The 23,682-nt window shown below is 60.4% G+C and carries 20 protein-coding genes and 1 tRNA gene; 8 read left to right on the top strand and 13 right to left on the bottom strand.

What is annotated here, in order from left to right; translation table 11 throughout:
* Window positions 1-53: 53 nt before the first annotated feature.
* Window positions 54-1,733: an energy-dependent translational throttle protein EttA gene (gene ettA, locus FHR23_RS07840; protein WP_184002617.1), complete on the bottom strand. Its 1,680-nt coding sequence runs from the start codon at window positions 1,731-1,733 to the stop codon at window positions 54-56.
* Between the two features lie 284 nt (window positions 1,734-2,017).
* Between ettA and FHR23_RS07835 the strand changes: the two genes are divergently transcribed.
* Window positions 2,018-2,254, top strand: a complete 237-nt coding sequence (locus FHR23_RS07835) for a hypothetical protein (RefSeq protein ID WP_184002615.1) — start codon at window positions 2,018-2,020, stop codon at window positions 2,252-2,254.
* A gap of 162 nt (window positions 2,255-2,416) precedes the next feature.
* On the opposite strand, the gene FHR23_RS07830 is transcribed toward FHR23_RS07835, so the two are convergent.
* The 3 genes from FHR23_RS07830 to FHR23_RS07820 form a co-directional block, all read right to left on the bottom strand.
* Window positions 2,417-4,819, bottom strand: coding sequence for a glycoside hydrolase family 31 protein (locus tag FHR23_RS07830; RefSeq protein ID WP_184002613.1), 2,403 nt, complete (start codon window positions 4,817-4,819; stop codon window positions 2,417-2,419).
* Between the two features lie 266 nt (window positions 4,820-5,085).
* A tRNA-Thr gene (locus tag FHR23_RS07825) sits at window positions 5,086-5,161 on the bottom strand.
* Window positions 5,162-5,344: 183 nt separating this feature from the next.
* Window positions 5,345-7,069, bottom strand: coding sequence for a DUF885 domain-containing protein (locus FHR23_RS07820; protein WP_184002611.1), 1,725 nt, complete (start codon window positions 7,067-7,069; stop codon window positions 5,345-5,347).
* A gap of 187 nt (window positions 7,070-7,256) precedes the next feature.
* Between FHR23_RS07820 and FHR23_RS07815 the strand changes: the two genes are divergently transcribed.
* From FHR23_RS07815 to FHR23_RS07805, 3 genes are all read left to right on the top strand, one after another.
* The gene (locus FHR23_RS07815; RefSeq protein ID WP_184002609.1) at window positions 7,257-8,582 is read left to right on the top strand and encodes an MFS transporter; all 1,326 of its coding nucleotides are present in this window, start codon (window positions 7,257-7,259) and stop codon (window positions 8,580-8,582) included.
* Window positions 8,579-9,499: a cysteine synthase A gene (gene cysK, locus FHR23_RS07810; RefSeq protein WP_184002607.1), complete on the top strand. Its 921-nt coding sequence runs from the start codon at window positions 8,579-8,581 to the stop codon at window positions 9,497-9,499. The genes FHR23_RS07815 and cysK overlap by 4 nt, the downstream gene beginning before the upstream one ends.
* Before the next feature lie 62 nt (window positions 9,500-9,561).
* Window positions 9,562-10,890 carry a cell wall hydrolase gene (locus tag FHR23_RS07805; protein WP_246359773.1) on the top strand — a complete coding sequence of 443 codons (1,329 nt, stop codon included), beginning with the start codon at window positions 9,562-9,564 and terminating at the stop codon, window positions 10,888-10,890.
* Here FHR23_RS07805 and FHR23_RS07800 read toward each other — a convergent pair.
* From FHR23_RS07800 to FHR23_RS07780, 5 genes are read right to left on the bottom strand one after another with little or no spacing between them, the layout of a single operon-like run.
* Window positions 10,887-12,689 carry an acyl-CoA dehydrogenase C-terminal domain-containing protein gene (locus tag FHR23_RS07800; protein WP_184002606.1) on the bottom strand — a complete coding sequence of 601 codons (1,803 nt, stop codon included), beginning with the start codon at window positions 12,687-12,689 and terminating at the stop codon, window positions 10,887-10,889. The two genes, FHR23_RS07805 and FHR23_RS07800, sit on opposite strands and share 4 nt — an antisense overlap.
* 10 nt (window positions 12,690-12,699) lie before the next feature.
* The gene (locus tag FHR23_RS07795) at window positions 12,700-13,143 is read right to left on the bottom strand and encodes a MerR family transcriptional regulator (protein WP_184002603.1); all 444 of its coding nucleotides are present in this window, start codon (window positions 13,141-13,143) and stop codon (window positions 12,700-12,702) included.
* A 56-nt stretch (window positions 13,144-13,199) separates the two neighbouring features.
* Window positions 13,200-13,691, bottom strand: coding sequence for a hypothetical protein (locus tag FHR23_RS07790; protein ID WP_221227428.1), 492 nt, complete (start codon window positions 13,689-13,691; stop codon window positions 13,200-13,202).
* Between the two features lie 23 nt (window positions 13,692-13,714).
* Window positions 13,715-14,077, bottom strand: a complete 363-nt coding sequence (hisI, locus tag FHR23_RS07785) for a phosphoribosyl-AMP cyclohydrolase (protein WP_184002599.1) — start codon at window positions 14,075-14,077, stop codon at window positions 13,715-13,717.
* Between the two features lie 49 nt (window positions 14,078-14,126).
* Entirely contained in the window at window positions 14,127-14,375 is a 249-nt protein-coding gene (locus FHR23_RS07780) for a Rho termination factor N-terminal domain-containing protein (RefSeq protein WP_184002597.1), read from the bottom strand.
* Window positions 14,376-14,505: 130 nt separating this feature from the next.
* On the opposite strand from FHR23_RS07780, the gene purF reads away from it, so the two are divergent.
* Complete coding sequence (gene purF, locus FHR23_RS07775; protein ID WP_184002595.1) at window positions 14,506-15,963, top strand: amidophosphoribosyltransferase; 1,458 nt, start codon at window positions 14,506-14,508, stop codon at window positions 15,961-15,963.
* A 40-nt stretch (window positions 15,964-16,003) separates the two neighbouring features.
* Window positions 16,004-16,714 (top strand): SDR family NAD(P)-dependent oxidoreductase, encoded by a 711-nt coding sequence (locus tag FHR23_RS07770; RefSeq protein WP_184002593.1) that lies wholly within the window; start codon window positions 16,004-16,006, stop codon window positions 16,712-16,714.
* A 4-nt stretch (window positions 16,715-16,718) separates the two neighbouring features.
* On the opposite strand, the gene FHR23_RS07765 is transcribed toward FHR23_RS07770, so the two are convergent.
* The 4 genes from FHR23_RS07765 to FHR23_RS07750 form a co-directional block, all read right to left on the bottom strand.
* Window positions 16,719-18,092, bottom strand: coding sequence for a cryptochrome/photolyase family protein (locus FHR23_RS07765; protein ID WP_184002591.1), 1,374 nt, complete (start codon window positions 18,090-18,092; stop codon window positions 16,719-16,721).
* Window positions 18,093-18,131: 39 nt separating this feature from the next.
* Window positions 18,132-19,163: a 2-oxoacid:ferredoxin oxidoreductase subunit beta gene (locus FHR23_RS07760; protein WP_184002589.1), complete on the bottom strand. Its 1,032-nt coding sequence runs from the start codon at window positions 19,161-19,163 to the stop codon at window positions 18,132-18,134.
* 82 nt (window positions 19,164-19,245) lie between these two features.
* Complete coding sequence (locus FHR23_RS07755; protein ID WP_184002587.1) at window positions 19,246-21,126, bottom strand: 2-oxoacid:acceptor oxidoreductase subunit alpha; 1,881 nt, start codon at window positions 21,124-21,126, stop codon at window positions 19,246-19,248.
* A gap of 18 nt (window positions 21,127-21,144) precedes the next feature.
* Complete coding sequence (locus FHR23_RS07750) at window positions 21,145-22,128, bottom strand: histone deacetylase family protein (RefSeq protein WP_184002585.1); 984 nt, start codon at window positions 22,126-22,128, stop codon at window positions 21,145-21,147.
* Between the two features lie 58 nt (window positions 22,129-22,186).
* Between FHR23_RS07750 and FHR23_RS07745 the strand changes: the two genes are divergently transcribed.
* The gene (locus tag FHR23_RS07745) at window positions 22,187-23,161 is read left to right on the top strand and encodes an alpha/beta hydrolase (protein ID WP_184003236.1); all 975 of its coding nucleotides are present in this window, start codon (window positions 22,187-22,189) and stop codon (window positions 23,159-23,161) included.
* Window positions 23,158-23,652 (top strand): RNA pyrophosphohydrolase, encoded by a 495-nt coding sequence (locus tag FHR23_RS07740; RefSeq protein ID WP_184002583.1) that lies wholly within the window; start codon window positions 23,158-23,160, stop codon window positions 23,650-23,652. The genes FHR23_RS07745 and FHR23_RS07740 overlap by 4 nt, the downstream gene beginning before the upstream one ends.
* The last annotated feature ends 30 nt before the right edge of the window (window positions 23,653-23,682 follow it).

The raw sequence follows: 23,682 nt of genomic DNA, 5'->3' as shown, positions 1-23,682 counted from the left end.
CAGGACGCCCTTTCCATATTCCGAGGCGGAGGCCGTTCACCCCGCGCTACCGATCAGCGCGTCAGCTTCTTATAGGCAAGCCGTGTCGGACGATCCGCCGCATCGCCCAGACGACGGCGCTTGTCCTCCTCATAGGCTTCGAAATTGCCTTCGAACCATTCGACATGGCTGTCGCCTTCGAATGCCAGGATGTGGGTCGCCAGACGGTCGAGGAAGAAACGATCGTGGCTGATGACCACCGCGCAGCCCGCGAAATTCTCCACCGCCTCTTCCAGCGCGCCCAGCGTTTCGACGTCGAGGTCGTTGGTCGGTTCGTCGAGCAGCAGGACGTTGCCGCCCTCCTTCAGCATCTTGGCAAGGTGCACTCGGTTGCGCTCACCGCCCGACAGCTTGCCGACATTCTTCTGCTGGTCCTGCCCCTTGAAGTTGAACGCGCCGACATAAGCGCGCGTCGACATGTCGTGACCATTGACCTTCACATAGTCGAGGCCGTCCGAAATCTCTTCCCATACATTGTGCTTGGGATCGAGATGGTCGCGGCTCTGATCGACATAGCCCAGATGCACGGTCGGGCCGATATCGACCTCCCCGCTGTCGGGCTGTTCCTGACCGGTGATGATCTTGAACAGCGTCGACTTACCGGCACCGTTCGGGCCGATCACACCGACAATCCCGCCCGGCGGCAGCATGAAGGACAAATCCTCGAACAGCAGCTTGTCGCCATAGGCCTTCGAAATGTTTTTGGCCTCGATGACCTTGCCGCCCAGGCGTTCGGGAACCTGAATGACGATCGATGCCTTGCCGGGCGCACGATCCTTCTGCGCCTCGACCAACTGGTCGAACTTGGCGATACGTGCCTTGGACTTGGTCTGCCGGCCTTTGACACCGGCGCGAATCCATTCCAGCTCATCCTTGATCGCCTTCTGGCGACCGGACTCCTCGCGCGATTCCTGTTCGAGGCGCTTGGCCTTCTTCTCCAGATAGGTCGAATAATTGCCTTCGTACGGGAAATATTTGCCGCGATCGAGTTCGAGGATCCAACCGACCACATTGTCGAGGAAATAGCGGTCGTGGGTGATCATCAGCACCGCACCGGCATATTCCTTCAGATGGTTTTCCAGCCATTCGACGCTTTCCGCGTCAAGGTGGTTGGTCGGTTCGTCGAGAAGCAGGATCGACGGCTTCTGAATCAATAGCCGGGTCAGCGCGATCCGGCGTTTTTCACCGCCTGAAAGATTTTCGACCGGCCAGTCACCGGGCGGGCACCGCAATGCCTCCATCGCAATTTCAAGCTGGTTATCGAGCGTCCAGCCATCGACCGCGTCGATCTTTTCCTGCAACTCGCCCATTTCGGTCATCAGCGCATCGAAATCGGCATCTTCCGGCGGGTCCGCCATCAGCATCGAGATTTCGTTGAACCGGTCCACCATGTCCGCAACGTCGCGAGCGCCGTCCTTGACGTTTTCCAGCACCGTCTTGGACGTGTCGAGTTCGGGTTCCTGCGCAAGATAGCCGACGGTGATATTTTCGCCCGGCCAGGCCTCGCCCGAAAAATCGGTGTCGATGCCTGCCATGATCTTCATCAGCGTCGATTTACCGGCACCATTGGGGCCGACGATGCCGATCTTGGCATCCTGATAGAATTGCAGGTTGATATTGCTCAGCACCGGCTTTTGCGCGCCGGGGAACGTCTTGGTCATATCCTTCATCACGAAGGCGTATTGAGCGGCCATTGCCGGGAAACTCCGTCAGAACTGTCGATTGAGAAAACTACGCGCGCGACATAGCGACGGCACCCGGCATTGGCAAACGACCATCGCGAATTCACATTTCGCAATTGCGGGACCGGCCTCTTTCAAAAACGAGACTTCACCCGAAAATCCAAGGCCCAAAAGGGTGTACCGTGCCGGGTCGAAGATGAATTTCCCATTGACGGCATGTGCTGGCACGGTATGGGGACAACTTCGCGACGGCGTTCGGGCCGGCCGCGAAACAGATTCGTTTTGGGAGCAACGCAATGAAGAAGATCGTTTTCGTCGCGGCTGCCGCCGGCCTGATGTCTTTGGCCGCCTGCAACAGCCACACCGATACCACCAACAACACCGCAGCGATGATGGCTGACAATCTGGAAGCTACCGCTGACAATCTGGACGCAATGGCCGACAACACGTCGAACATGTCTGACCAGATGATGCTGGAAAATCAGGCCGACAACGCTGAGATGGCGGCCGACAACATCGAAGACAACATGTAATCATTGTTCGGGCCGGTTTCGGCCTGAAAAGATTACCGTTGCAGGAAGGGGCGTCGTCCAAACGGATGGCGCCCTTTCTCTTTGTCTGCTTCAAACGCCATGCACTGCCGGACGCCGTGACACCGTCATCGACGCCCGGCAGTGCCGAAGCACTTCAGCTCCTCAAGAGATTTTGACCGTCTGCTGCTCGGCAATATCGGGAATGATCTTTTCCAGCGGTCGCGCCGAACCGTGCACAACCACCCTGATCTGGTTCCACCAGGGTTGATAGTCCCCCTCGCGCTTACCAAACATCAACTCGACGCTGCCGGTCGAGGTCATCCGGCAGCGGATTTGCTGGCGCAAATAATGCCCTTGCTTGAACGCCATACTGTGCCCGTCATCCAGATACAGCGTGCCGTGACAGTCCTCACCCGGATAAACGTTCAGCGTCAGCGGTCCCGATGGCGTATCGGCCGTGCTCTGAACCAGCGGCTGCGTGGGCAATATGGTGCCCGCGCGAACATAGACCGGCAAATGATCGAGCCGCGGCGTTTCTTCGATGGTATCGATTTTGGCTTTGTCCTTCACAGGCTGTACCGGCGTAACCGGCTTGCCCGTCCACAAATCATACCACCCGCCTGCCGGCAGGCAGACATTATAGGTTTCCGGCGACTCCGGCTTGGGGGGCGGAGCGATCATCAACGCGCTGCCCAGCGTGAATGCCATCGACTGATCGCATGTGGCGTCCTGCAACTGCGGATAGTTATAGAAAACCGGGCGCATCAGCGGATCTCCGGTACGCGCGTTATTGTCGGCAACCGCATAGATATACGGCATCAGGCGATAACGTTCATTCACGTATTTCCGGCGAATATCGAGCTGCTTAGGGCCATCGACCCATGGTTCGGCGCGTGGCGTCCCCTTGGCCGAATGATCGCGAAAGATCGGGCTGAACGCCGCGATTTCAAACCAGCGGGTCATCAAGTCCGGGCTGGAGCCACCCGTAAATCCGCCGACATCGGCCCCCGAATAAGAAAAACCGGATAGGCCCAGATTGATCATCTGATGCACGGCCAGCTTCAACTGATTCCAGGTCGAACTGTTGTCACCGGTCCAGGTGGCGGCATAACGCTGCCCACCTGCATAGCTGGCGCGGGTCATGACAAAGGCGCGCTCATTCGGTGCCAGCTTGCGAACCCCGTCATAGGTTGCGCGGGTATTTTCCATGCCGAACACATTGTGAATTTCCGCGTGCGTAGCGTTGCGCGTCTTGAAATCGTCGCTGTCGATATGATGCACGGTATCCAGCGGCATCGTCTTGCTCGGCACGTTGAAGATCGCCGGCTCGTTCATGTCGTTCCAGAAACCGGCAAAACCGTCCGCAACGAATTGCTTGAAGTTGGTGCCCCACCAGTCACGCGCCGATTTGTCGGTAAAGTCCGGAAATACCGACGGACCCGGCCAGACATCACCGACATAAACGGACCCGTCGGGATTATGCACGAAATGGTTGCCCGCCATTCCGGTATCATAGGGTTTATAGCCCTGATCCGGCAGTTTTGCGACATGCAGGTCGGTAATCGCAACCAGCCGGATGCCCTCTTTCTTCATGTCCGAAACCAGCCCCTTCATGTCGGGGAAGGTCTTTTTATTGACCGTGAAGGGGCGGTCATGGTCCTGATAATCGATGTCGAGCCAGATGACGTCGGTCGGAATCTTGTCCTTGCGCAACGTCGCAGCGATATCGCGCACTTCCTTCGCCGACATATAGCTCCAGCGCGACTGCTGATATCCCAGTGCCCAGAGCGGTGTAAGCGGCGCTTTTCCGGTCAGATCCGTATAGCGGCGCACAACGTCGCGTGTCGTCGGCCCGGCAATGACATAATAATCAATCGGACCATCGGGCGCGCCGAATGTCAGAACCTTGCGGCTCTTATGTCCGAAATCGAACCAGCTACGACGGGTATTGTCGAGAAACACACCATAGCTTCCGCCTGCCCCACCGGTGCCGATGAAAAACGGAATCGACTTATAGATCGGGTCGGTGGAACTGTCGAAACCGTAGGAGTCGGTGTTCCAGTCGACATAGCTATGGCTGCGGCGGTCTAGCGTACCGCCCGTCTTGTCGCCCATGCCATAGATATGCTCGCCATCGGGCAACGCCTTGCTGATCGTAAAACTCGACCCGTCAAAGCGGATCGGGCTTGTGTCGGCCAGAATGACATGGCCTGCCCGATCAGTGATCTTCATCTGAAGATCGCGGCCGATATGAACCTGAACATCCCCGGTCGTAAAACCATCGGCAGTCGCCGTCACCGGCACCGCCTCTTTTCGAACCGCAGCCGGAACCGCCCAGCTCGCATTTTCCGGCAAGGTACCTTTCGGACCCATGCGGACGCGTACAATCTGATCGGTGAGCGCCGTCACACGCATTACAACCCCACCAAGCCGCGCATCGACACCGTTCGAACGCGGACTCAGCACAACCTGCCCTTGCGTGCCGGCATGGGCTACAACCGGTGCAGCGGCCATGCAGCCCATGACGGCAACGGCGGGTAACAGATTGCGCGAAAGGCGATTCATTCCACTCTCCTGATCACGATTTGGTTCTTTATGCTCCTGCTCATCATGCTGAAGCATCTCAACTCTTACACGTATAGCGAAGTACGCAAAAATGTAACCGGTTACATCATCAAAGAACCGATCTATCTCGACAGCGCGGTTTCCCGATCCGGGCATATCATATTGCAGCCGGGCCGTGGCCCCATTGGCGAGCCGGAAACACCTGCGTGCGACACCGGCATTCCAGAAATAATGGGCGAAGCTTTCGGATTCTCGATTGCAGCGCCTGGTGCCGGTTGCAGGATTCGAACCCGCGACCTTCGGTTTACAAAACCGCTGCTCTACCAACTGAGCTAAACCGGCGCTGGCGCCTCTTTATGCACCGTATCGGTTGGTTGCAATCCACATAGGTCCAAATTTATCCGGTCGATATCGACGCGCCCACACCCAAAAATACAATCGCAAATGCCGCCATTCCACGACCGGAGTTACCCGCTCGGACGCGAAGAATCCTCCTTCATGCAGACCGTGCCACACAGGGCCGCATCAGAATACGGCTCGCGGCGTTGCCTCGCCCATCATCTGCTGACGCACCAGCGGGATCGGCGGCCCGCCATAGCTGAGGAACTTGTCGTGGAACGCGCCCCATGCCTTGCGTCCTCCGCGCGTCGCGGTCCAGTCGTCGCGCAGACGACGGATCATCAGCTTGCCCAGCGTATAGTTGAGATAGGCCGGGTCATAGGTACCGCGCGCCGCCTGCTGCTCCGCATTGCCGGGATCGATATAGCATTGCTGCTCGAACAACTGTTGCGACTGCGCCTGCGTCATCCCCTGCGCATGCAGGCCGATCGCCGACAAAAAACGGCAATCGCGCAACAAGGCGTTGGTCAGTTCGCCGATATGCACTTCCGGGTCGCCGTTGCCCAGGCCTGCATCCCACATCATTTCCTCGGCATAATGTGCCCAGCCCTCGGCAAAGCCATAGCCGACAAACAACCGGCCAAACACAAACTGGTCGCGGTTGGAATGCAGGAACTGGACGAAATGGCCGGGCATCACTTCATGCACGGTCGTGAACAGCAGATCGTCCTTGCCCGGAACATAGGCATTCTGCTTTTCCTTCGACCAGGACGGGTCGGGCGGTGAGATGTAATAAACCGAAGGAACGCCCTTATCGAACGGCCCCGGCGGATCGATATAGGCCGAATTCTGCCGGTTATAGGGCGGGCTTTCCTCGACCTTTGCCTCTTCGGTGCCCGGAATGCTGACAAGTTGCTTTTCTTCAACGAACTTGCGCAGCATCGGGATTTGCTTGCGCGCCGCCTCTACAGGTCCGCCCTTGGGTTTGTCCGCCTGCATCTTGGCGACACATTCCTGAATGGTCTTGCCCGGATCATATTGATCGCAAGCAGCCTTCAGCGCCTGCTGATTACGCTTGAGGTCGACCTCACCGATTTTCTGCAACTTGTCGAGCGGTACATCGACCATCTCGGTCGATTTGAGCATGCGCGCGAAACGCTCCGGGCCAAGCGCGAAATTCTGCGTCGCGGTTGCCTGATTTTGCTGAAACCATTGCTGCAGGCCCAGCATCGCCTTCGACGCGGCGGCAGAGGCCTGATCGAACTGCTGTTGCAGTGCAGGGTCCTTCACATCCGCAAATGCCGCCTTGGCATCGTTGCTGTAATAATCGGCGAATCCGCCGAACGCAGCAATGCCGTATTTGATGAAGCTCGCAGGCAACGGCATCTGAAGATTGGCGCGAATATTCTGCGCGGCCTGGGGCACCTGCTGGAAAAAGCTAATGATCGCGCGCATCCGCGTCGCCTTGTCGGCATAATTGCGCGCGATATAGACGTTGGGATCAAGCGTGCCGACATAGTAAGCCGGATTGCGATGCGGCTGATCCGCATCTTCCAGCCAGAACAACTGTCCCGCCGCGACCGAGATGATGTAATCGCGCTGAAATTTCTGTTCGGGGGTCAGATTATTGAACGCACGGGCCTGTTGCACGGTGCTCTTCAGGAAGTCGGCTTTCGCTTCCAGCCCCTTGGCGCTCCAGTCGGGCAGTTTGCCGTCATATTCGTGTTTGCCCTGATACACGGCAAATGCAGGATCGAGCTGGAACCAGCGCTGGATGCTATGATTGACGAACCCGTTCCAGTCGGCACTGCTGTCCGCAGTCTGATTGGCAACCACCGACATCGGATCATTTTGTGACGAGCAGCCCGCCAGAGCCAGCATCGCCGCCGCTGCCAAAAGCCCGAACCGCATTCGTCACCATCCCCTTCATAAAAAGCGCGCACTGGCTTTCTGGCAGGTCGGCGCGACCAATGCCAGCCCCTCAACCGGATTTTGGGTTGATTTCTGTTGAAAAATCAGTCGTGCGGTAAAGTTCGATATGCCGTCGCTCAATAAACTCTGTTTGTGCTTTTCACTGTAACGCGCTTATGGCGAAATCATGTCGGCCCATCCGTTTTCCATAGCCAATTTCCGTGCCTACTGGCTTGCGCGCCTCGCCACCACGCTGGGCCAGATGGGAATGGTGATCGTCATCGGCTGGCAGGTGTACGACATCGCCCGCGAAACGATGGGCGTAAAGGCCGCCGCGTTTCAGCTCGGCCTGATCGGCGTCGCACAGTTTTTGCCGCTGTTGTTGCTGACGCTGTTCGCGGGATGGGTTGCGGATCGGATCGATCGCCGCTGGGTCGCGCGAGGCGCCCTGCTGCTCGAAGTATTTTGTGCCGCCGCGCTCGCCTGGCTGACCTGGACAAACACAATCACGTTGGGCGCGCTGTTCGCGATCGCAGCCCTGCTGGGTGTGGCTCGGGCTTTTGCCAGCCCGGCGCTACAAGCGCTGGCGCCTAATCTGGTGCCTGCTGCCGTACTCCCCACCGCGATCGCGATGAGTTCGATCGCCTGGCAAAGCGGTTCGATCGTCGGCCCGGCGCTGGGCGGGTATCTCTATGCCATCGAGCACTGGCTGGCCTATGCCGTTTCGGCAGGATTGTTCGCCTTTGCACTAGTAATGCTGATGTTGATTACGCCGGTACCGAGAGCCGCCAGCGCAACAAAACGCAACCCCTGGCAACAGATGATCGACGGTCTGTCCTATGTGCGTCACAACCGGCTGGTGCTGGGCGCGATCTCGCTGGATCTGTTCGCGGTGCTGCTGGGTGGCGCGACGGCGATGCTGCCGGTCTATGCCCGCGATATCCTGCATATCGGCGCGTCTGGGCTGGGCCATTTGCGCGCGGCTCCAGCCGTTGGTGCAGTGGCAATGGCGGCGCTTTTGTCGTGGAAGCCGATCAAGACCAATGTGGGACCGAAAATGCTGATCGGTGTGGGCGCGTTCGGCATCGGCACCATCGTCTTCGGGCTTGCCGCGCCGGTGCTGACCTCGGTCCTCGGCCCGTCTGCCACCGGCAGCGATTTTGCCCCCGCGGTGCTGGTATCACTGGCGGCGCTGTTCGTGCTCGGCGCCGCCGACATGGTATCGGTCTATATTCGCCAGTCGCTGATCCAGCTCTATACGCCGGATGAGATGCGCGGCCGCGTCGGCGCGGTATCGACGCTCTTCATTTCCGGCTCGAACGAAATGGGCGAAGCTGAATCCGGCTTCCTCGCCGCGCTGATCGGCCCTGTGGCGGCGGTTGTCGTCGGCGGCATCGGCGCCATATTGGTGACCGGCGCATGGGCGAAACTGTTTCCCGAACTGATGCGGGCGCGGACATTCGACACGCCCGAAGCCCTGCAAGAAACCGCTATTGAGGAGAAGGCAGCATGAAAGCGAACACGATCCTGGAGACGATCGGCAATACGCCGCATATCCGCGTGCAGCGGTTGTTTCCCGATGCTGAAGTCTGGATCAAGTCCGAACGTTCCAATCCCGGCGGATCGATCAAGGACCGGATCGCGCTGGCGATGGTCGAAGCGGCGGAACGCGACGGCAAGCTGAAACCCGGCGGCACGATCATCGAACCGACCAGCGGCAATACCGGTGTAGGGCTGGCGATGGTCGCTGCGGTCAAGGGCTACAAGCTGATCCTCGTCATGCCCGAAAGCATGTCGGTGGAGCGTCGTCGCCTGATGCTGGCCTATGGCGCAAGCTTCGACCTGACGCCGCGCGAAAAGGGTATGAAGGGCGCCATCGAACGGGCGCAGGAACTGGTCGAGCAAACTCCCGGTGCCTGGATGCCGCAACAGTTCGAAAATTCTGCCAATGTCGATGCGCATGTTCATACGACCGCACAGGAAATTCTGAACGATTTCCGTGATACGCCGATCGACGTCATCATTACGGGGGTCGGTACCGGCGGCCATATCACCGGCGTCGCTGAAACGCTGAAAAAGGCGTGGCCCGATCTGAAAGTCTATGCGGTCGAACCGGAAGGGTCGCCGGTGATTTCAGGCGGTCAGCCCGGCCCGCATCCCATTCAGGGGATCGGCGCAGGCTTCATTCCCACCAATCTCCATACTCAGGCGATTGATGGCGCGATCAGGGTCGACCCCGAAATCGCCAAGGACATGGCCCGCCGCGCGGCCAGCGAGGAAGGAATGCTGGTCGGCATCAGTTCGGGGGCGACGCTGGCGGCAATCCTGCAAAAGCTTCCCGATCTGCCGGAGGGATCACGCGTGCTGGGCTTCAACTACGATACCGGTGAACGCTATCTGTCGGTGCCCGACTTCCTGCCGGAAAGCTGATACGGAACCGGTGAAGGCCATTGCGTTCCGGCGATATGGGCGCGTCTGAAATTCCGGAGAAGATGCCGCCCGCGCCCCTTCCCGGCATGGACAGACACGGCCCTTCTCCTTTGCTGCGCTTTATTCTGTCGTTAACCGCGCTTGCCGGGATTGCCGTGCCTTTATGGCTGGTGACGCATACCCCTAAACCCCTCGCCACGACATCGGAACAGCCTGTTCGCAAGCGGATACAAATCCGCCCGCAGGCACCTCCTCCACCGGTGGAGCCGGTGCTGTTTCAGGATTTGACGCCGGAACAGGCACGTGCCGCCAATGCTGCCGTTCCCTTCGCCAAAGGGCCGATCAGAGCCGCCTCCCCCTTTCACCTGAGCGGGGCCAGCGACGATCAGGAGCGTGCCCTCGACTGCCTTTCGGCCGCGATGCTGTACGAAGCAGGGGACGATCCGACAGGCGAGCGCGCCATTGCGCAGGTCGTGCTCAACCGCGTGCGCCATCCCGCATTCCCGAACAGTATCTGTGGCGTGATCTTCGAAGGCAGCGACCGGCGTACGGGGTGCCAGTTCACCTTCACCTGCGACGGATCGCTGGCGCGCCATTATTCCGACGACGCGTGGGACAGGGCGCGCAAGCTCGCCAAGGCCGCGCTGGACGGCAAGGTCGACAAGACGGTGGGCATGGCAACCCATTATCACACCGACTGGGTCGTGCCCTATTGGAGTGCGAGCCTCGACAAGCTGGTCGCGGTCGGCGGGCATTTGTTCTTCCGATGGACCGGATGGTGGGGAACGCCACCCGCGTTCCGGATGCGTTACGCGGGCAGAGAACCGCGGATTCCGGCACTGGCTTCGTTATTCGACGCGCACAAACCGCCCGCACCCGATGATGAAACAGTGGATGCTGCCTCGGTATCGGCTTCGGCAATTCCTGTCCCGGTTGCAGGTAATCCAGACGTCTTTCTTGTCACACTCGATCCGCGTTATGATCCGAAAACGCTTGGGGCATTAGCGAAACGCGCCTGTGCCGACCGGCAATATTGCAAGTTCATGGCGTGGAATAGTGCGGCACAAACCCCGAAGACGCTCCCGGTAAGTCCGACCGCTATATCCAGTATGGCGTTCAGTTATCTGCGCGATGCAGCAGGCGGATTCGACAAGGCGCTATGGAATTGCACCCTCTTTCCAGCCATCGCATCCGACCGGTGCATGCACCGCCTCGTGCGCCCTTTATCGGGAAAGGCTGCCGGCTTTTCGCTCGATCATATTCCCGGCTCGAAGCGCGCCGATCACGATGCTGCACAAGAGGTACCGGCTCTGTCCGGTGTACATAGAAAACCGGCGCCGCCTCCCGCTAAGAAGGCGACGCCGGACAATCAGGTCGACCCCGACATTTAGGCCGCTACGAACATTTCCGGATCAAGTGCCATGATGCTGTCGCTGCCGCTTTCGATCTTGCGGCGCAGCGCACCCGCATCCGGCATGATGCGGTCGGCGAAATAGCGCGCCGTTACCAGCTTCGCTTCGTAAAAGGCCTTGTCGCCCTCTCCTTCGGCGAGTGCTGTATGGGCGGCCTTCGCCATGCGCAGCCACATCAGGCCGGTCGCGACGATGCCCATCAGGTGCATATAGCTATGCGCACCGGCACCGACATTGTTCGGGTTCTGCATTCCGTTCGCCATGAACCACATGGTCGCCGCCTGAAGCTGGCCCAGTGCCTTCTCCAATGCCGCGGCATAATCGGCAAGCTTCTCGTCCTCCTTCGCCGCCGCGACTTCATCCGTCACCAGCTTGAAGAACGCCTGCACCGCCCGGCCGCCGTTGCGCGCCAGCTTGCGACCGACCAGGTCCATCGCCTGTACGCCGTTGGTGCCTTCATAGATCATCGCAATACGCGCATCGCGCACATATTGCTCCATGCCCCATTCGGCGATGTAGCCATGCCCGCCATAAACCTGTTGCGCGTTGGTCGCGATGTCATAGCCCTTATCGGTGCCATAGCCCTTGATGACCGGGGTCAGCAGTCCGATCAGATCGTCGGCAAGCTGCCGCTCCTCCTCACTCTCCGCCTTGTGCGACAGATCCACCTGAAGCGCGCCCCACAGGCACAGCGCACGCAACCCTTCGGTCAGTGCCTTGGCCTCCATCAGCATCCGGCGGACGTCCGGATGAACGAACAGCGTGTCGGCCTTTTCCTCCGGGTCTTTCGGCCCCGTAAGCGCCCTGCCCTGACGTCGGTCATGGGCATATTGCACCGCGTTCTGATAAGCGGTTTCGCCGACACCCAGCCCCTGCAACCCGACACCAAGGCGCGCCGCGTTCATCATGATGAACATCGCGGCCAGCCCCTTCATCTCTTCCCCGACCAGCCAGCCGGTCGCGCCGTCATAGTTCATGACGCAGGTGGAGTTAGCGTGAATGCCCATCTTGTGCTCGATCGAACCGCACGACACCGCGTTGCGCTCGCCCAGCGATCCGTCGTCCTTGACCAGGAATTTCGGTACCACGAACAGCGAAATTCCCTTCGAGCTGTCGGGCGCGCCGGGAGTTTTGGCAAGCACCAGATGGATGATGTTTTCGGTCAGGTCATGTTCGCCCGACGAAATGAAAATCTTGGTGCCCGTGATGGAGTAGCTGCCATCGGTCTGCGGCTCCGCCTTCGTCTTGATGAGGCCGAGGTCCGTACCGCATTGCGGCTCGGTCAGGTTCATCGTCCCGCCCCATTTGCCCGCGATCATATTGGGCACATATTTTGCCTTCTGCTCATCCGATCCCTTGGCGAGCAGCGCCGCGGTCGCGCCCTGGGTCAGTCCGGGATACATGGCGAACGCCATATTGGCGGAAATCAGATATTCCTCAAACGCCGTGGCGACCACATGCGGCATTCCCTGCCCGCCGAATTCTTCCGGTCCGGCCAATGTACCCCAGCCCGATTCGACGAACTGAGCATAGGCTGCCTTGAACCCTTCCGGCGTCGTCACGCTACCGTCGTCATGACGCGTGCAGCCCTGCTGATCGCCGCTCTGATTGAGCGGGAACAGTATCTCGGCGACGAACTTGCCGCCTTCCTCCAGCACCGCATTGACAATGTCGGGCGAGGCATTGGCAAAGCCCGGCAGATTGGAATGGGAACCCAGTCCGATCACACGCTCCAGAATGAAGCGGGTATCGCGTACAGGCGGCGTATATTGCGGCATCTTCTCTTCCTCAGTTTCGCTTGTCGGTTGCGGAATGCGGCAGGCCTTCGATCAGGTCGACAAACTGCTGCAACTCATCGATCGCGGCGTCGATATCCTGCTTCTGCTCTTCCAGTTTTTCGATACGTTCCCGGCAACGCAGGATCGTCACCTGCCGTTGCACCCGGCGATCGTCGCCGATGTCGTACAGGTCGATCATCTCGCGGATTTCGGCGAGGCTGAAGCCGACGCGCTTGCCGCGCAAGATCCATGCAAGCCGGGCACGGTCACGATGTGAATAGATCCGGGCCAGCCCTTTGCGCTTCGGCGCGATCAGCCCCTCATCTTCATAAAAGCGCAGCGCGCGCGCCGTCACGCCGAATTCGGCGCACAGGTCGGAGATCAGGAAATGCTCGCGGTCGGGTCGCGGCTCGATTGCGGCCAGCGTAGGAATCGATGGTTCAGTGGCAGGCATGGCACCATCATGTCTTCCCTTTACGTTAACGTCAAGATGCTGTTGCTAGCCTTCGCTCAGGACGGGCATAGCGATTGACCGCGCGCATCCTTCAGAGCCGATGCTTCGGATAGCGAGTTGCTCAATTGCTTTACCTTCAACGCTGCGAACGAAGCGCGTGCGCTGCAAAGGGAATCGCATCCTTCGGGCAATTCCGCCGGGAAGATGATGCGATGATCCTGAAACTGTGCATCGAACCGGCATCCCTGACTGTTTTCCAGACGGATATGCAGCGTGGGGCCGGATCGACTCAGCGACCCTGAGCCGCTGCACTGAATTCCCTGACCGTAATCGACGAAAGCGCCGATCCTGTATTGCCGTCCGTCGGGGACAATGCAGACGCTGTCGGTGTCGAGCCGATACAGACCGGTTAGCGTGGCGTCTTTCGGGTTGGCGATCACGCCACGCGCAATCGCCGCCTGCTCAAGTCCTGCCGACGAGGAACCCGGCGTAGCGTCGTCCTTATTGTCGGCTCCGCCACCCGAACAGGCAGCAAGCGTCATAGCCATCGCCGTCAGTAGTGCCGGGACTTTCACGACAGCCGCACCAGCCCGTCCTTTTCAACCCGACGATAGAAACAGCTTCGTGCACCGGTATGACAAACGGGTCCGGCGGGAAGAACACGCAGCCAGACCGCATCCTGGTCGCAATCGATCCGTATTTCCTGCACGTTCAGGGTGTTTCCGCTGCTTTCACCCTTCTTCCAGAGCGACTGGCGACTGCGCGACCAGAAATGGCCGATACCCGTGTCGCGGGTCAGTGCCAGCGCCTGCGCATTCATATGCGCCACCATCAGCACCTCGTCGGTTTCGGCATGGGTCACGACCGCAGTGATCAGACCGGCGGCATCATATTTGGGGTCGAGCGTCAGCCCGGTTTCGCGAATATCCGACATGGTGCGTGGTGTAGGGTATTTAGACGCTCACGAAAATCCCGCCGGGCGGTCAATGCGACCGGATGGCGTCGATCAGTTCACCCTTGGTCATGGTCGATCTGCCGTCGATACCGATCTTCTGCGCTTCTTCATACAGATCGTCTTTGGTTCGGTCCTCGAGTCGGGTGGCGCGATGATCCAGGCTGCCATTGGCTTTTGCATTCGCGATTCGGGCGGCCTTCTCTTTCGATTCGCCCCGATCGAGCAGTTCTTCGTACAGCGCATCGTCCTTGATCTGGCTTCCATGATCCCTTGCCATGGCAATTCTCCTTTCCATTCAGGCTTGAAACGCTCGGAAAACCGGGAGGTTCAAGAATATATGACAAAAGGGCGACAAATGCCGTTCGCTACCCTATATGGCTGGCATGGACGTAACGCGACGGGATCGCATGCTGACCACCAACCCTTTTGATGACGACAAGCTGCATGAAGAATGCGGCGTATTCGGTGTTTCCGGTGCAGAGGACGCTTCGGCGCTGGCTGCCCTGGGCCTGCACGCGCTCCAGCATCGCGGGCAGGAGGCCGCCGGTATCACCAGTTTCGACGGCGCGCATTTTCATACCCATCGGGCGATGGGGCATGTGGCGGGCAATTTCGACCGCGACGACGTGATTCGCGCGCTGCCCGGCCATGCCGCGGTTGGCCATGTCCGCTATTCGACAACCGGAGAGACGGCGCTGCGCAATGTGCAGCCGCTCTATGCCGACCTTGCCAGCGGCGGCTTTGCAGTGGCGCATAACGGCAATCTGTCGAACGCCATGCGGTTACGGCGCGATCTGGTACGATCGGGGTCGATTTTTCAGTCGACGTCCGACACCGAAACCATCATCCATCTGGTCGCGACATCCAGCTATCGCACGCTGCTCGACAAGTTCATCGACGCGCTGAAACAGGTTGAGGGCGCCTATTCGCTGATCTGCATGACGCCCGAAGGCATGATTGCCTGTCGCGATCCGCTGGGCATCCGTCCGCTGGTGATGGGGCGACTGGGCGACGCGGTGATCTTCGCGTCTGAATCGGTTGCACTCGACGTGGTCGGCGCCACCTATGAGCGCGAGGTCGATCCGGGCGAACTGGTCATCGTCAAGGGGACAGAGCTCAGTTCGATCCGCCCCTTCGCACCGCAGGCCGCACGGCCGTGCATCTTCGAATGGGTCTATTTCTCACGCCCCGATTCGATTGCCGACGACCGGTCAATCTATTCAGTGCGCAAGGCAATCGGCGCACAACTGGCAATCGAAGATCCGGTGGATGCCGATCTCGTCATCCCCGTTCCCGATTCCGGCACCCCCGCCGCCATAGGTTATGCGCAGGAATCCGGCATTCCTTTCGAACTGGGCATCATCCGTTCGCATTATGTCGGCCGCACCTTCATCCAGCCGCGCGATGAGGTCCGCCACCTCGGCGTCAAGCTGAAGCACAACGCCAACACGGCTCTGATCAAGGGCAAGCGCGTGGTGCTGATCGACGATTCGATCGTGCGCGGCACCACATCCCTGAAAATCGTGCAGATGATGCGCGAAGCCGGGGCCGCCGAAGTGCATATGCGCATCGCCAGCCCGCCGACCCGGCATAGCTGTTTCTACGGCGTCGATACGCCGGAACGCGCCAAACTGCTGGCCGCCAAGCACAATACCGTCGGGATGCGCGATTATATCAAGGCGGACAGCCTGGCCTTCATCTCCATCGACGGTCTCTACAAGGCGCTGGGCGAAGAGGGCCGCGCGCAGATCCGGCCGAAATATTGCGATGCCTGTTTCACCGGTGACTATCCCACCACGCTCACCGATCAGGATGAAGTTGCGACGGTCAATCAGCTTGAGATGCTGAAGGAACGCGTCGGCTGACCCCCTTGAGTTGCGGCGCGATTTGTCCCAAGCGACTGGCATGACAAAGCCGCTTGCCGACCAGATCGCCCTCGTCACCGGAGCCAGCCGCGGGATCGGTGCCGCCACCGCAACCGCCCTTGCCGCTCAGGGTGCCCATGTCATCCTCACCGCCCGCACCGCCGGTGCGCTAGAGGAAGTGGAAGACGCCATCCATCAGGTGGGCGGGAGCGCGACCATCGCACCGCTCGACCTGGTCGAAGGCGACAGCGTGGCGCGCCTTGCCGAAGCGATTTCCGGCCGCTGGAAGGCCCTCGACATGCTGGTGCTGAACGCAGGCACGCTGGGCGAACTGGCCGCGGTCAACGCCTATGATCCGAAGATGCTGGCGCATACCTATACGCTGAACGTCAGCGCGCAGGCAGCGTTGCTCGGCTCGTTCGACGCCATGCTGCGCAAGTCGAATAATGCGCGCGTCGTCGGTCTGACCTCAAGCGTGGCGCGTAAGCCGCGCGCTTATTGGGGCATGTATGGCGGATCGAAAGCCGCGTTTGAAAATCTGCTGCTTTCCTATGGCGAAGAAGTGCGCAACCTTGCACCGATCCGGGTAGCGATCATCGATCCGGGTGCCACGCGAACAAAAATGCGCGCCCGCGCCTTTCCCGGTGAAGATCCGGAAACGCTGAAAACTCCCGATGTTGTAGGTGAGCGGATCGCCACGCTTATGAACGAGGATTTCGCAACCGGACATTTCGAACGCATCGAAGGCTGAACGCCTACAGCCCTTTCACCGCCGAAAGCGCCCGTTCGCGGGCCGCACGGTGCGCGACCAGCTTTTCCGGATAGGCTTTGGGCCTGCATCCCGCCGCTTCGGGATCGTGGATCGCGCCGTCGGACAGGTCGGCCAGTTCCGGCACCCATTCGCGGATATAGTCCGCCGCGTCGAATTTTTCCGACTGGGTCAGCGGCGCCATGATCCGCTGGAACATATTGGCGTCGATCCCGGTGCCCGCCACCCATTGCCAGTTGGTCGTATTCGATCCGTAATCGGCATCGACCAGCGTATCCCAGAACCAGCGCTCGCCCTCCCGCCAGTCGATCAGCAGATGTTTCACCAGAAAGCTGGCCGCAATCATGCGGACGCGATTGTGCATCCACCCGGTCGCCCAAAGCTGGCGCATTCCGGCATCGACAATCGGATAGCCGGTTTGCCCCTTCGTCCAGGCGTCGAATTCGTCGCGCACGGTCGAGGAGCGGAAATCCCGCCACTCCAGTGCGTCATATTTATCCCGCCCGTTCTTCACACCATATTCGGGATATTGCAGGATGACGTTCTGCGCATAATCGCGCCATCCCAGTTCGCCCAGAAACACATCGACCGACCCGCCCGCTTGCCAGCTGCGGTGCCAGACATAACCGGGAGAGACTTCCCCGAAATGCAGGTGCGGCGACAGGCGCGAACTGCCCTCGACCGACGGCAGATTGCGTTGTGCGTCATATTCGGCGGCGTGGTTCAGAAAGGACTCGATACGGTTGCGCGCGCCTTCCTCGCCCGGCTGCCAGTCTTCGAACCCGGTGGCCCAATTGGGTTTGGTGGGCAACAGCCCCCAGTCCTCCAGCCGATCCGATTTAGGCCAGTTGGAAGGCGCCGGAATGTCGTGCGGCCGGTTGGCCGGATCGGCTGGCGGCATATGCTCTTTCAGCGCACGCCAGAACGGCGTGTAGATTTTGTACGGCGTCCCACTGCCGGTGGTGATCGCGCCCGGCGGAACCAGATAATTACCGTCGTGGCAAACCAGATCGAGCTGCTTCGCCACCGCACGCTCGGCATTGCGCCACCAGGGTTCGTAATGGCGGATCGCATGGACCCGGCCAGCGCCGGTTTCCTCCGCCAGCTTCGCCAGTTCCTCATTCGCTTTGCCGCGCCGCAGGATCAGTCGAGAGCCTTTGTCGCGCAGACTCTTGTCGAGGCTGGCAAGCGAATGGTGCAACCACCAGCGTGACGCGCCACCCATCTTGCGATGCTTCGGCGTTTCGTCGTCCAGCACATAGACCGGGATCACCGGCCCCTCCCCCGCCGCCGCAAGCAGGGCATGTTGGTCGGACAGGCGCAGATCGCGGCGAAACCAGAGCAGGACAGGTGTGGTCATGCGAACCCTACGCGGCAATCATGACGGAAGTTCCCCGGCTCACTCCACTCGCGGTTGCTTGTTGACCATCCAGGTCTGGCCCTTGGCGACTAGCTTTTGCAGGTCGGGTGTTTTCCCTGCACTCGCCGACAGGTTCTGATCGGTGACGGCACTGTCGAACGTCGGCGCGGGATTATCGTAGAGAACGCCCAGTGCGACGGGGAAACCGGCACCCATTTCCACCAGCAGATGCGCGATCATGCGGTTCGCCTGATCATGGACGAGCACGCCCGCCGCCTGCCAGTCGCCATCGGTGACATCCACCACTTTAAGCGCCAGTGCATCGCGATCGAACGACAGGCCCCTGGTTCCCTTGTCGAACAGCATCGGCTCGCCATGCTCCAGCCAGAGCTGGTTCGCCGCCGCATTGGGCTTGGCGGTGAAGGGCGCGAAAACATCGTCATTGTAGACGATGCAGTTCTGGAAGATTTCAAGGAAAGCCGCACCCCGGTGCGCATGCGCTGCCTTCAGCACATCGGGCAGCTTTTTGTGCACATCAATACCGCGGGCAACGAACCGCGCACCGGAACCGAGCGCAAAGGCGCACGGATTGGCCGGATGGTCGACCGAACCGAACGGCGTCGACGGGCTGCGCGTGCCTTCGCGGCTGGTGGGCGAATATTGCCCCTTGGTCAGTCCGTAAATCTCATTGTTGAACAGCAGCACCTGACAATTCAGGTTGCGGCGCAACAAGTGCATCGTGTGGTTGCCACCGATCGACAGCGCATCGCCGTCCCCGGTGATGATCCATACGTCCAGTTCGGGATTGGCCAGCTTGACGCCCGTCGCCACTGCCGGAGCACGGCCGTGGATGGTGTGGAACCCATAGGTTTCCATATAATAGGGAAAGCGCGAGGAGCAGCCGATGCCGGAGATGAACACAGTGTTTTCGGGCGTAGCACCGATTTGCGGCAGCGTGCGCTGCACCGCCTTCAGGATCGCATAATCGCCGCAACCGGGACACCAGCGGACTTCCTGATCGGTTTCCCAGTCCTTCGGGCTGGACGGCTTGATGGTGGTAATCTCGTTCATCGTTGCTTCTCTTTATTTCCGTCATGCCGGCGAAAGCCGGCTCTTGTGCCGCATAAGATCCCAGCTCTCGCTGAGGTGACGGTTAATCCGACAGCGCCTCTTCAATCGCAGCTTCGATCTCGGCAATGCGGAAGGGCTGACCCGACACCTTGTTGAGCGGTTTGGCATCGACAAGGAACTGATCGCGCAACACGGTCTTGAGCTGGCCGGTATTCATCTCCGGCACCAGAATATGCTCATAGCCCCTGAGCAGGTCGCCCAGATTCTTCGGCATCGGCCAGATATGGCGAAGATGGATGTGATGGACGTCAAGACCCTTCGCCCGCGCCCGCCGCACCGCCTGATGCACCGGTCCAAAGGTCGATCCCCAGCCGACCAGCACCAGCTTGCCGGTTTCTTCGCCCAGCGTCACTTCCTGATCCGGCACGTCGATACCCGCCACCTTGTCCCGACGGATTTCGGTCATCGCCTGATGGTTGGCCGGTGCATAATCGATATTGCCGGTCCCCTGCTGCTTTTCGATACCGCCGATGCGATGCAGCAGTCCCGGCGTTCCCGGCTTGACCCACGGACGCGACAATTTCTCGTCACGGGCATAGGGCAGGAATTTCTCGCCTTCCGCAGGCGCATCGGTCTCGAAGGTGACGGGGAAAGCTTCATAGCCGTCCATGTCGGGCACCTTCCACGGCTCGGCCGCATTGGCGATATAGCCATCGGTCAGCAGCATGACCGGCGTCATATATTGGGTGGCGATGCGCACCGCCTCGATCGCAGCATCGAAACAATCGGCCGCCGAACGCGCCGCAACGACCGGCATCGGTGCATCGCCGTTGCGGCCGTAAACCGACTGATAGAGGTCGGACTGTTCGGTCTTGGTCGGCAGACCGGTGGACGGACCACCGCGCTGCGAATTGACCACCACCAGCGGCAGTTCGGTCATGATCGCCAGACCGATGGCTTCGGTCTTCAGCGCAATACCGGGACCGGAGGATGACGTGACGCCCAGCGACCCGGCATAGGATGCGCCGATCGACGCCGCGACCGCCGCAATCTCATCCTCCGCCTGAAAGGTAGTGACGCCATATTCCTTGAGCCGCGACAGGTGATGCAGGATCGCCGACGCAGGCGTAATCGGATAGCCGCCGAAGAACATCGGCAGACCCGCAAGCTGCGCACCCGCAACGAGACCCAGGCTGATCGACTCGGCCCCTGTCACGGTACGGTACAGGCCGGGTTCGACCGGCGCGGCGGGCACATGCACCTGCGCCACGCCGAGCGCGCCCATCTCCGCCGTCTCGCCATAGGCATGACCTGCGTTCAGCGCAGCGATATTGGCTTCGGCCAGTTCCGGTGCCTTGGCGAACTTCGCCTTGAGCCAGTCGACAATCGGCTGACGCTCGCGATCGAACATCCACAGGGCGAGGCCCAGCGTCCACATATTCTTGCAGCGCAGTGCCTCTTTATTGCCGAGACCGAACGGCTTCACCGCTTCGAGCGTGAGCTGAGAGATATTGAGTTTCAGCAACTGCCATTTTGCCAGGCTGCCATCCTCCAGCGGATTGGCGTCATACTTCGCCTTGGCAAGGTTGCGATCACCGAATTCACCTTCATCGGCGATGATCAGGCCGCCGGGCTTCAGCGCCTCGACATTTACTTTCAGCGCCGCCGGGTTCATCGCCACCAGCACGTCAGGCTGGTCGCCCGCCGTCTCGATCGCAGCAGACCCGAAATTGATCTGAAACGCCGAAACACCGAACAGCGTCCCCTGCGGTGCGCGGATTTCCGCCGGAAAGTCGGGAAAGGTCGCCAGATCGTTTCCGGCCAGCGCGGTTGAAAGGGTGAACTGCCCACCGGTCAACTGCATCCCGTCGCCGGAATCGCCGGCGAAGCGTACGACGATCGCTTCTGCCGGGGGATGCGCGTTTGCTTCTGCTTCAGTCACCTTGTGAACGGCGGTTGCCATTTAACGTCTTCCTGCTTGTCATGATTTTGCAAGGATGGGCGCCCCCTCTACGCCCGCTTCGCTCGCATCTAAAGGTAGAAAAATCCTGTCGGCATCAAGATCGGGTTTTTCATGGCCCAACGCAAGCGCCCGGATTGAGGCAACGTGGCGACGTGACACTTCCATCGCGTCGACGCCATATCCCCCGCCCAGCACACTGGCCAGCGGGATACCCCGCATTTTTGCAAATGCCGCGATCGAGTAATCGCGCTGCCACAGCCCGCGCCGGGTAAGCGACAGCCGCCCCAGCCGGTCGCCCTCAAACGGATCCACTCCGGCCTGATACAGGATCAGGTCGGGCGCGAAGTGATCGACCAGCGGCGGCAGAGTTTCAGCAAGTTTGGCGAGATAAGCGTCATCCCCCATGCCGTCGGCAAGCGGGACATCCAGTGTCGAGCGCGCCTTTCGCGCCGGGAAATTCTTTTCGGCATGGATCGAATAGGTGGCGATATCGGTGCGTCCGGCCGTCAGTGAGGCCGTCCCGTCCCCCTGATGCACGTCGCAATCGACGATCAGCACGCGGGCGGCATCGCCCTCCTCCACCAGCCGGACAGCGGCAATCGCCAGATCGTTGAAGATGTAATAACCCGCCCCCGTTTCGGCCAGCGCATGATGGCTGCCCCCCGCACTGTTCGCGGCATAGCCATGTGCGAGCGCCAGCTTTGCGGCAAGCCAGGTGCCGCCCGGAACGATCGCCGCGCGTCGGGCAACCTCCGGTGTCACTGGAAAGCCGATGCGGCGCATCTTGGGGGGAGGCACCAATGCGGCAAGCACCTCCGCAACATATTCAGGATCGTGCACTGCCTCCAGCCAGCGCGTCGGCATCGCTTCGGGTTCATGCCACAGCACGGTTTCGCCCAGTCCGCGCAACAGGTCGCGCACCAGACCGTTCTTGTTCCACTGATAGGTGCTGCGTGCGGGCGCCGGTGCGACATAGGCCGGGTGATGGACGACGGCGATCATCCTCACTACCTAAGCGGTTGCGATCCGTTTCGCCACGCCTGCGACCAAGGAGAGAATGATGACAGAACCCTATGTGCGTCCCGATGTCCGCGCGTTTCTCGACTATGTGAACGCGATGCCGGGACCGCGGATGCATGAAATGGACGCAGCGGCGGCGCGGGCGCAATATAATGCCATGCGCGATCTGGCCGATATGCCGGTGGGCGATCTGGCCGTGATGCAGGACTTTATCGCGACCGGACCTGCGGGCGACATTCCGACTCGGCTGTTCGACGCACGCGAAAGCCGGGAGCCGGGACCGATAATGGTCTTCTTCCACGGCGGCGGCTTCGTGATCGGCAATATCGACAGCCATGCAAGTTTTTGCGCGGAGGCCGCGCGCCAGCTCGACATACCCGTGCTCTCGGTCGAATATCGGCTGGCACCCGAACATCCATGGCCTGCGGCTCCTGACGATTGCGAGGCGGCGGCACGCTGGGCCGCACAGGCATCGGACACGCTGGGGCGCGGCGTGACCAGTCTGGTGCTGGCGGGCGACAGCGCGGGCGGCGCCCTGACCATCAGTACCGCCATGGCGTTGCGCGACGCCCCTGCGGCGGTGCCGGTGATTGCGCAATTCCCGATCTATCCGGCGGCGGACCTCAATACCGCCTACCCCTCTTTCAGTCAGTTCGCGGAGGGTCATGTTCTGACCCGCGAGGCAATGCGCTGGTTCGACGAGGCGTATCAGGCAGACACCACCGATCGGCGCGGATCCCCGATGGTCGATACGCTGGCGGGATTGCCGCCTGCCGTGGTGCTGACCGCCGGCCTGGACCCGATCCGCGATCAGGGGCGTGCCTATGCAGCCGGACTGGCGCAGGCCGGTGTCGCCACCATATTTCGGGAGGCCAAGGGTAATATCCATGGCTTCATCACCATCCGAAAGGCCATTCCGTCGAGTCAGGCCGATGTTGCAGGCGCGCTCCGGGCACTGAAGGACATGCTGGTCGAGGCGGAAGCGGACCGCGTAATCGTACAGGCAGCAGCATGACCGACCCAAAATCCCTTCCCTATCGTCCCTGCGCAGGCGTCATGCTGGTCAATCGTGAGGGACGTATCTTCGTCGGCCAGCGGCTCGATTCGACGCTGGAGGCCTGGCAGATGCCCCAGGGCGGGATCGATACGGGCGAAGATCCACAGGCCACCGCGCTGCGTGAATTGCAGGAGGAAACCGGCATCGCCCCCGACAAGGTCGAACTGGTCGCGCAGGCACCGGAACCTCTGACCTATGACCTCCCCGACGAACTGGTCGGCAAAATCTGGAAAGGCAAATATCGCGGCCAGCGCCAGCACTGGTTCCTGTTTCGCTTTCTCGGTGACGACCATGATGTCGACATTCAGACACCGCATCCCGAATTCCGGGCGTGGCGATGGGCCGAACCAAATGAAGTGCCGGTCTCCATCGTCAACTTCAAGCGGGCATTATATAAAGAGCTGTTCGAAATTTTTGCGCAACCGCTTGCCGCATTGCAGCGAGAATAGGGTTGGCGAAACCGTCCCTGCGGCATAGAA

It is taken from the genome of Stakelama sediminis (genome assembly GCF_014199335.1).
Lineage (GTDB): Bacteria > Pseudomonadota > Alphaproteobacteria > Sphingomonadales > Sphingomonadaceae > Sphingomonas > Sphingomonas sediminis.
Note: the sequence above shows the minus strand (reverse complement) of the source record. Positions and strands in the feature narration are given on the sequence as shown.

What these genes read in the sequence shown, in the direction of transcription:
- purF (WP_184002595.1), top strand. Translation starts at nt 14,506, where the DNA reads ATGCTGACCACCAACCCTTTTGATGACGACAAGCTGCATGAAGAATGC.
- FHR23_RS07790 (WP_221227428.1), bottom strand. Translation starts at nt 13,691, where the DNA reads ATGGCTATGACGCTTGCTGCCTGTTCGGGTGGCGGAGCCGACAATAAG.
- FHR23_RS07800 (WP_184002606.1), bottom strand. Translation starts at nt 12,689, where the DNA reads ATGCCGCAATATACGCCGCCTGTACGCGATACCCGCTTCATTCTGGAG.
- FHR23_RS07830 (WP_184002613.1), bottom strand. Translation starts at nt 4,819, where the DNA reads ATGAATCGCCTTTCGCGCAATCTGTTACCCGCCGTTGCCGTCATGGGC.
- hisI (WP_184002599.1), bottom strand. Translation starts at nt 14,077, where the DNA reads ATGTCGGATATTCGCGAAACCGGGCTGACGCTCGACCCCAAATATGAT.
- FHR23_RS07835 (WP_184002615.1), top strand. Translation starts at nt 2,018, where the DNA reads ATGAAGAAGATCGTTTTCGTCGCGGCTGCCGCCGGCCTGATGTCTTTG.
- FHR23_RS07770 (WP_184002593.1), top strand. Translation starts at nt 16,004, where the DNA reads ATGACAAAGCCGCTTGCCGACCAGATCGCCCTCGTCACCGGAGCCAGC.
- FHR23_RS07815 (WP_184002609.1), top strand. Translation starts at nt 7,257, where the DNA reads ATGTCGGCCCATCCGTTTTCCATAGCCAATTTCCGTGCCTACTGGCTT.
- FHR23_RS07765 (WP_184002591.1), bottom strand. Translation starts at nt 18,092, where the DNA reads ATGACCACACCTGTCCTGCTCTGGTTTCGCCGCGATCTGCGCCTGTCC.
- FHR23_RS07820 (WP_184002611.1), bottom strand. Translation starts at nt 7,069, where the DNA reads ATGCGGTTCGGGCTTTTGGCAGCGGCGGCGATGCTGGCTCTGGCGGGC.
- FHR23_RS07740 (WP_184002583.1), top strand. Translation starts at nt 23,158, where the DNA reads ATGACCGACCCAAAATCCCTTCCCTATCGTCCCTGCGCAGGCGTCATG.
- FHR23_RS07795 (WP_184002603.1), bottom strand. Translation starts at nt 13,143, where the DNA reads ATGCCTGCCACTGAACCATCGATTCCTACGCTGGCCGCAATCGAGCCG.
- FHR23_RS07755 (WP_184002587.1), bottom strand. Translation starts at nt 21,126, where the DNA reads ATGGCAACCGCCGTTCACAAGGTGACTGAAGCAGAAGCAAACGCGCAT.
- FHR23_RS07805 (WP_246359773.1), top strand. Translation starts at nt 9,562, where the DNA reads ATGCCGCCCGCGCCCCTTCCCGGCATGGACAGACACGGCCCTTCTCCT.
- FHR23_RS07750 (WP_184002585.1), bottom strand. Translation starts at nt 22,128, where the DNA reads ATGATCGCCGTCGTCCATCACCCGGCCTATGTCGCACCGGCGCCCGCA.
- FHR23_RS07745 (WP_184003236.1), top strand. Translation starts at nt 22,187, where the DNA reads ATGACAGAACCCTATGTGCGTCCCGATGTCCGCGCGTTTCTCGACTAT.
- FHR23_RS07780 (WP_184002597.1), bottom strand. Translation starts at nt 14,375, where the DNA reads ATGGCAAGGGATCATGGAAGCCAGATCAAGGACGATGCGCTGTACGAA.
- cysK (WP_184002607.1), top strand. Translation starts at nt 8,579, where the DNA reads ATGAAAGCGAACACGATCCTGGAGACGATCGGCAATACGCCGCATATC.
- ettA (WP_184002617.1), bottom strand. Translation starts at nt 1,733, where the DNA reads ATGGCCGCTCAATACGCCTTCGTGATGAAGGATATGACCAAGACGTTC.
- FHR23_RS07760 (WP_184002589.1), bottom strand. Translation starts at nt 19,163, where the DNA reads ATGAACGAGATTACCACCATCAAGCCGTCCAGCCCGAAGGACTGGGAA.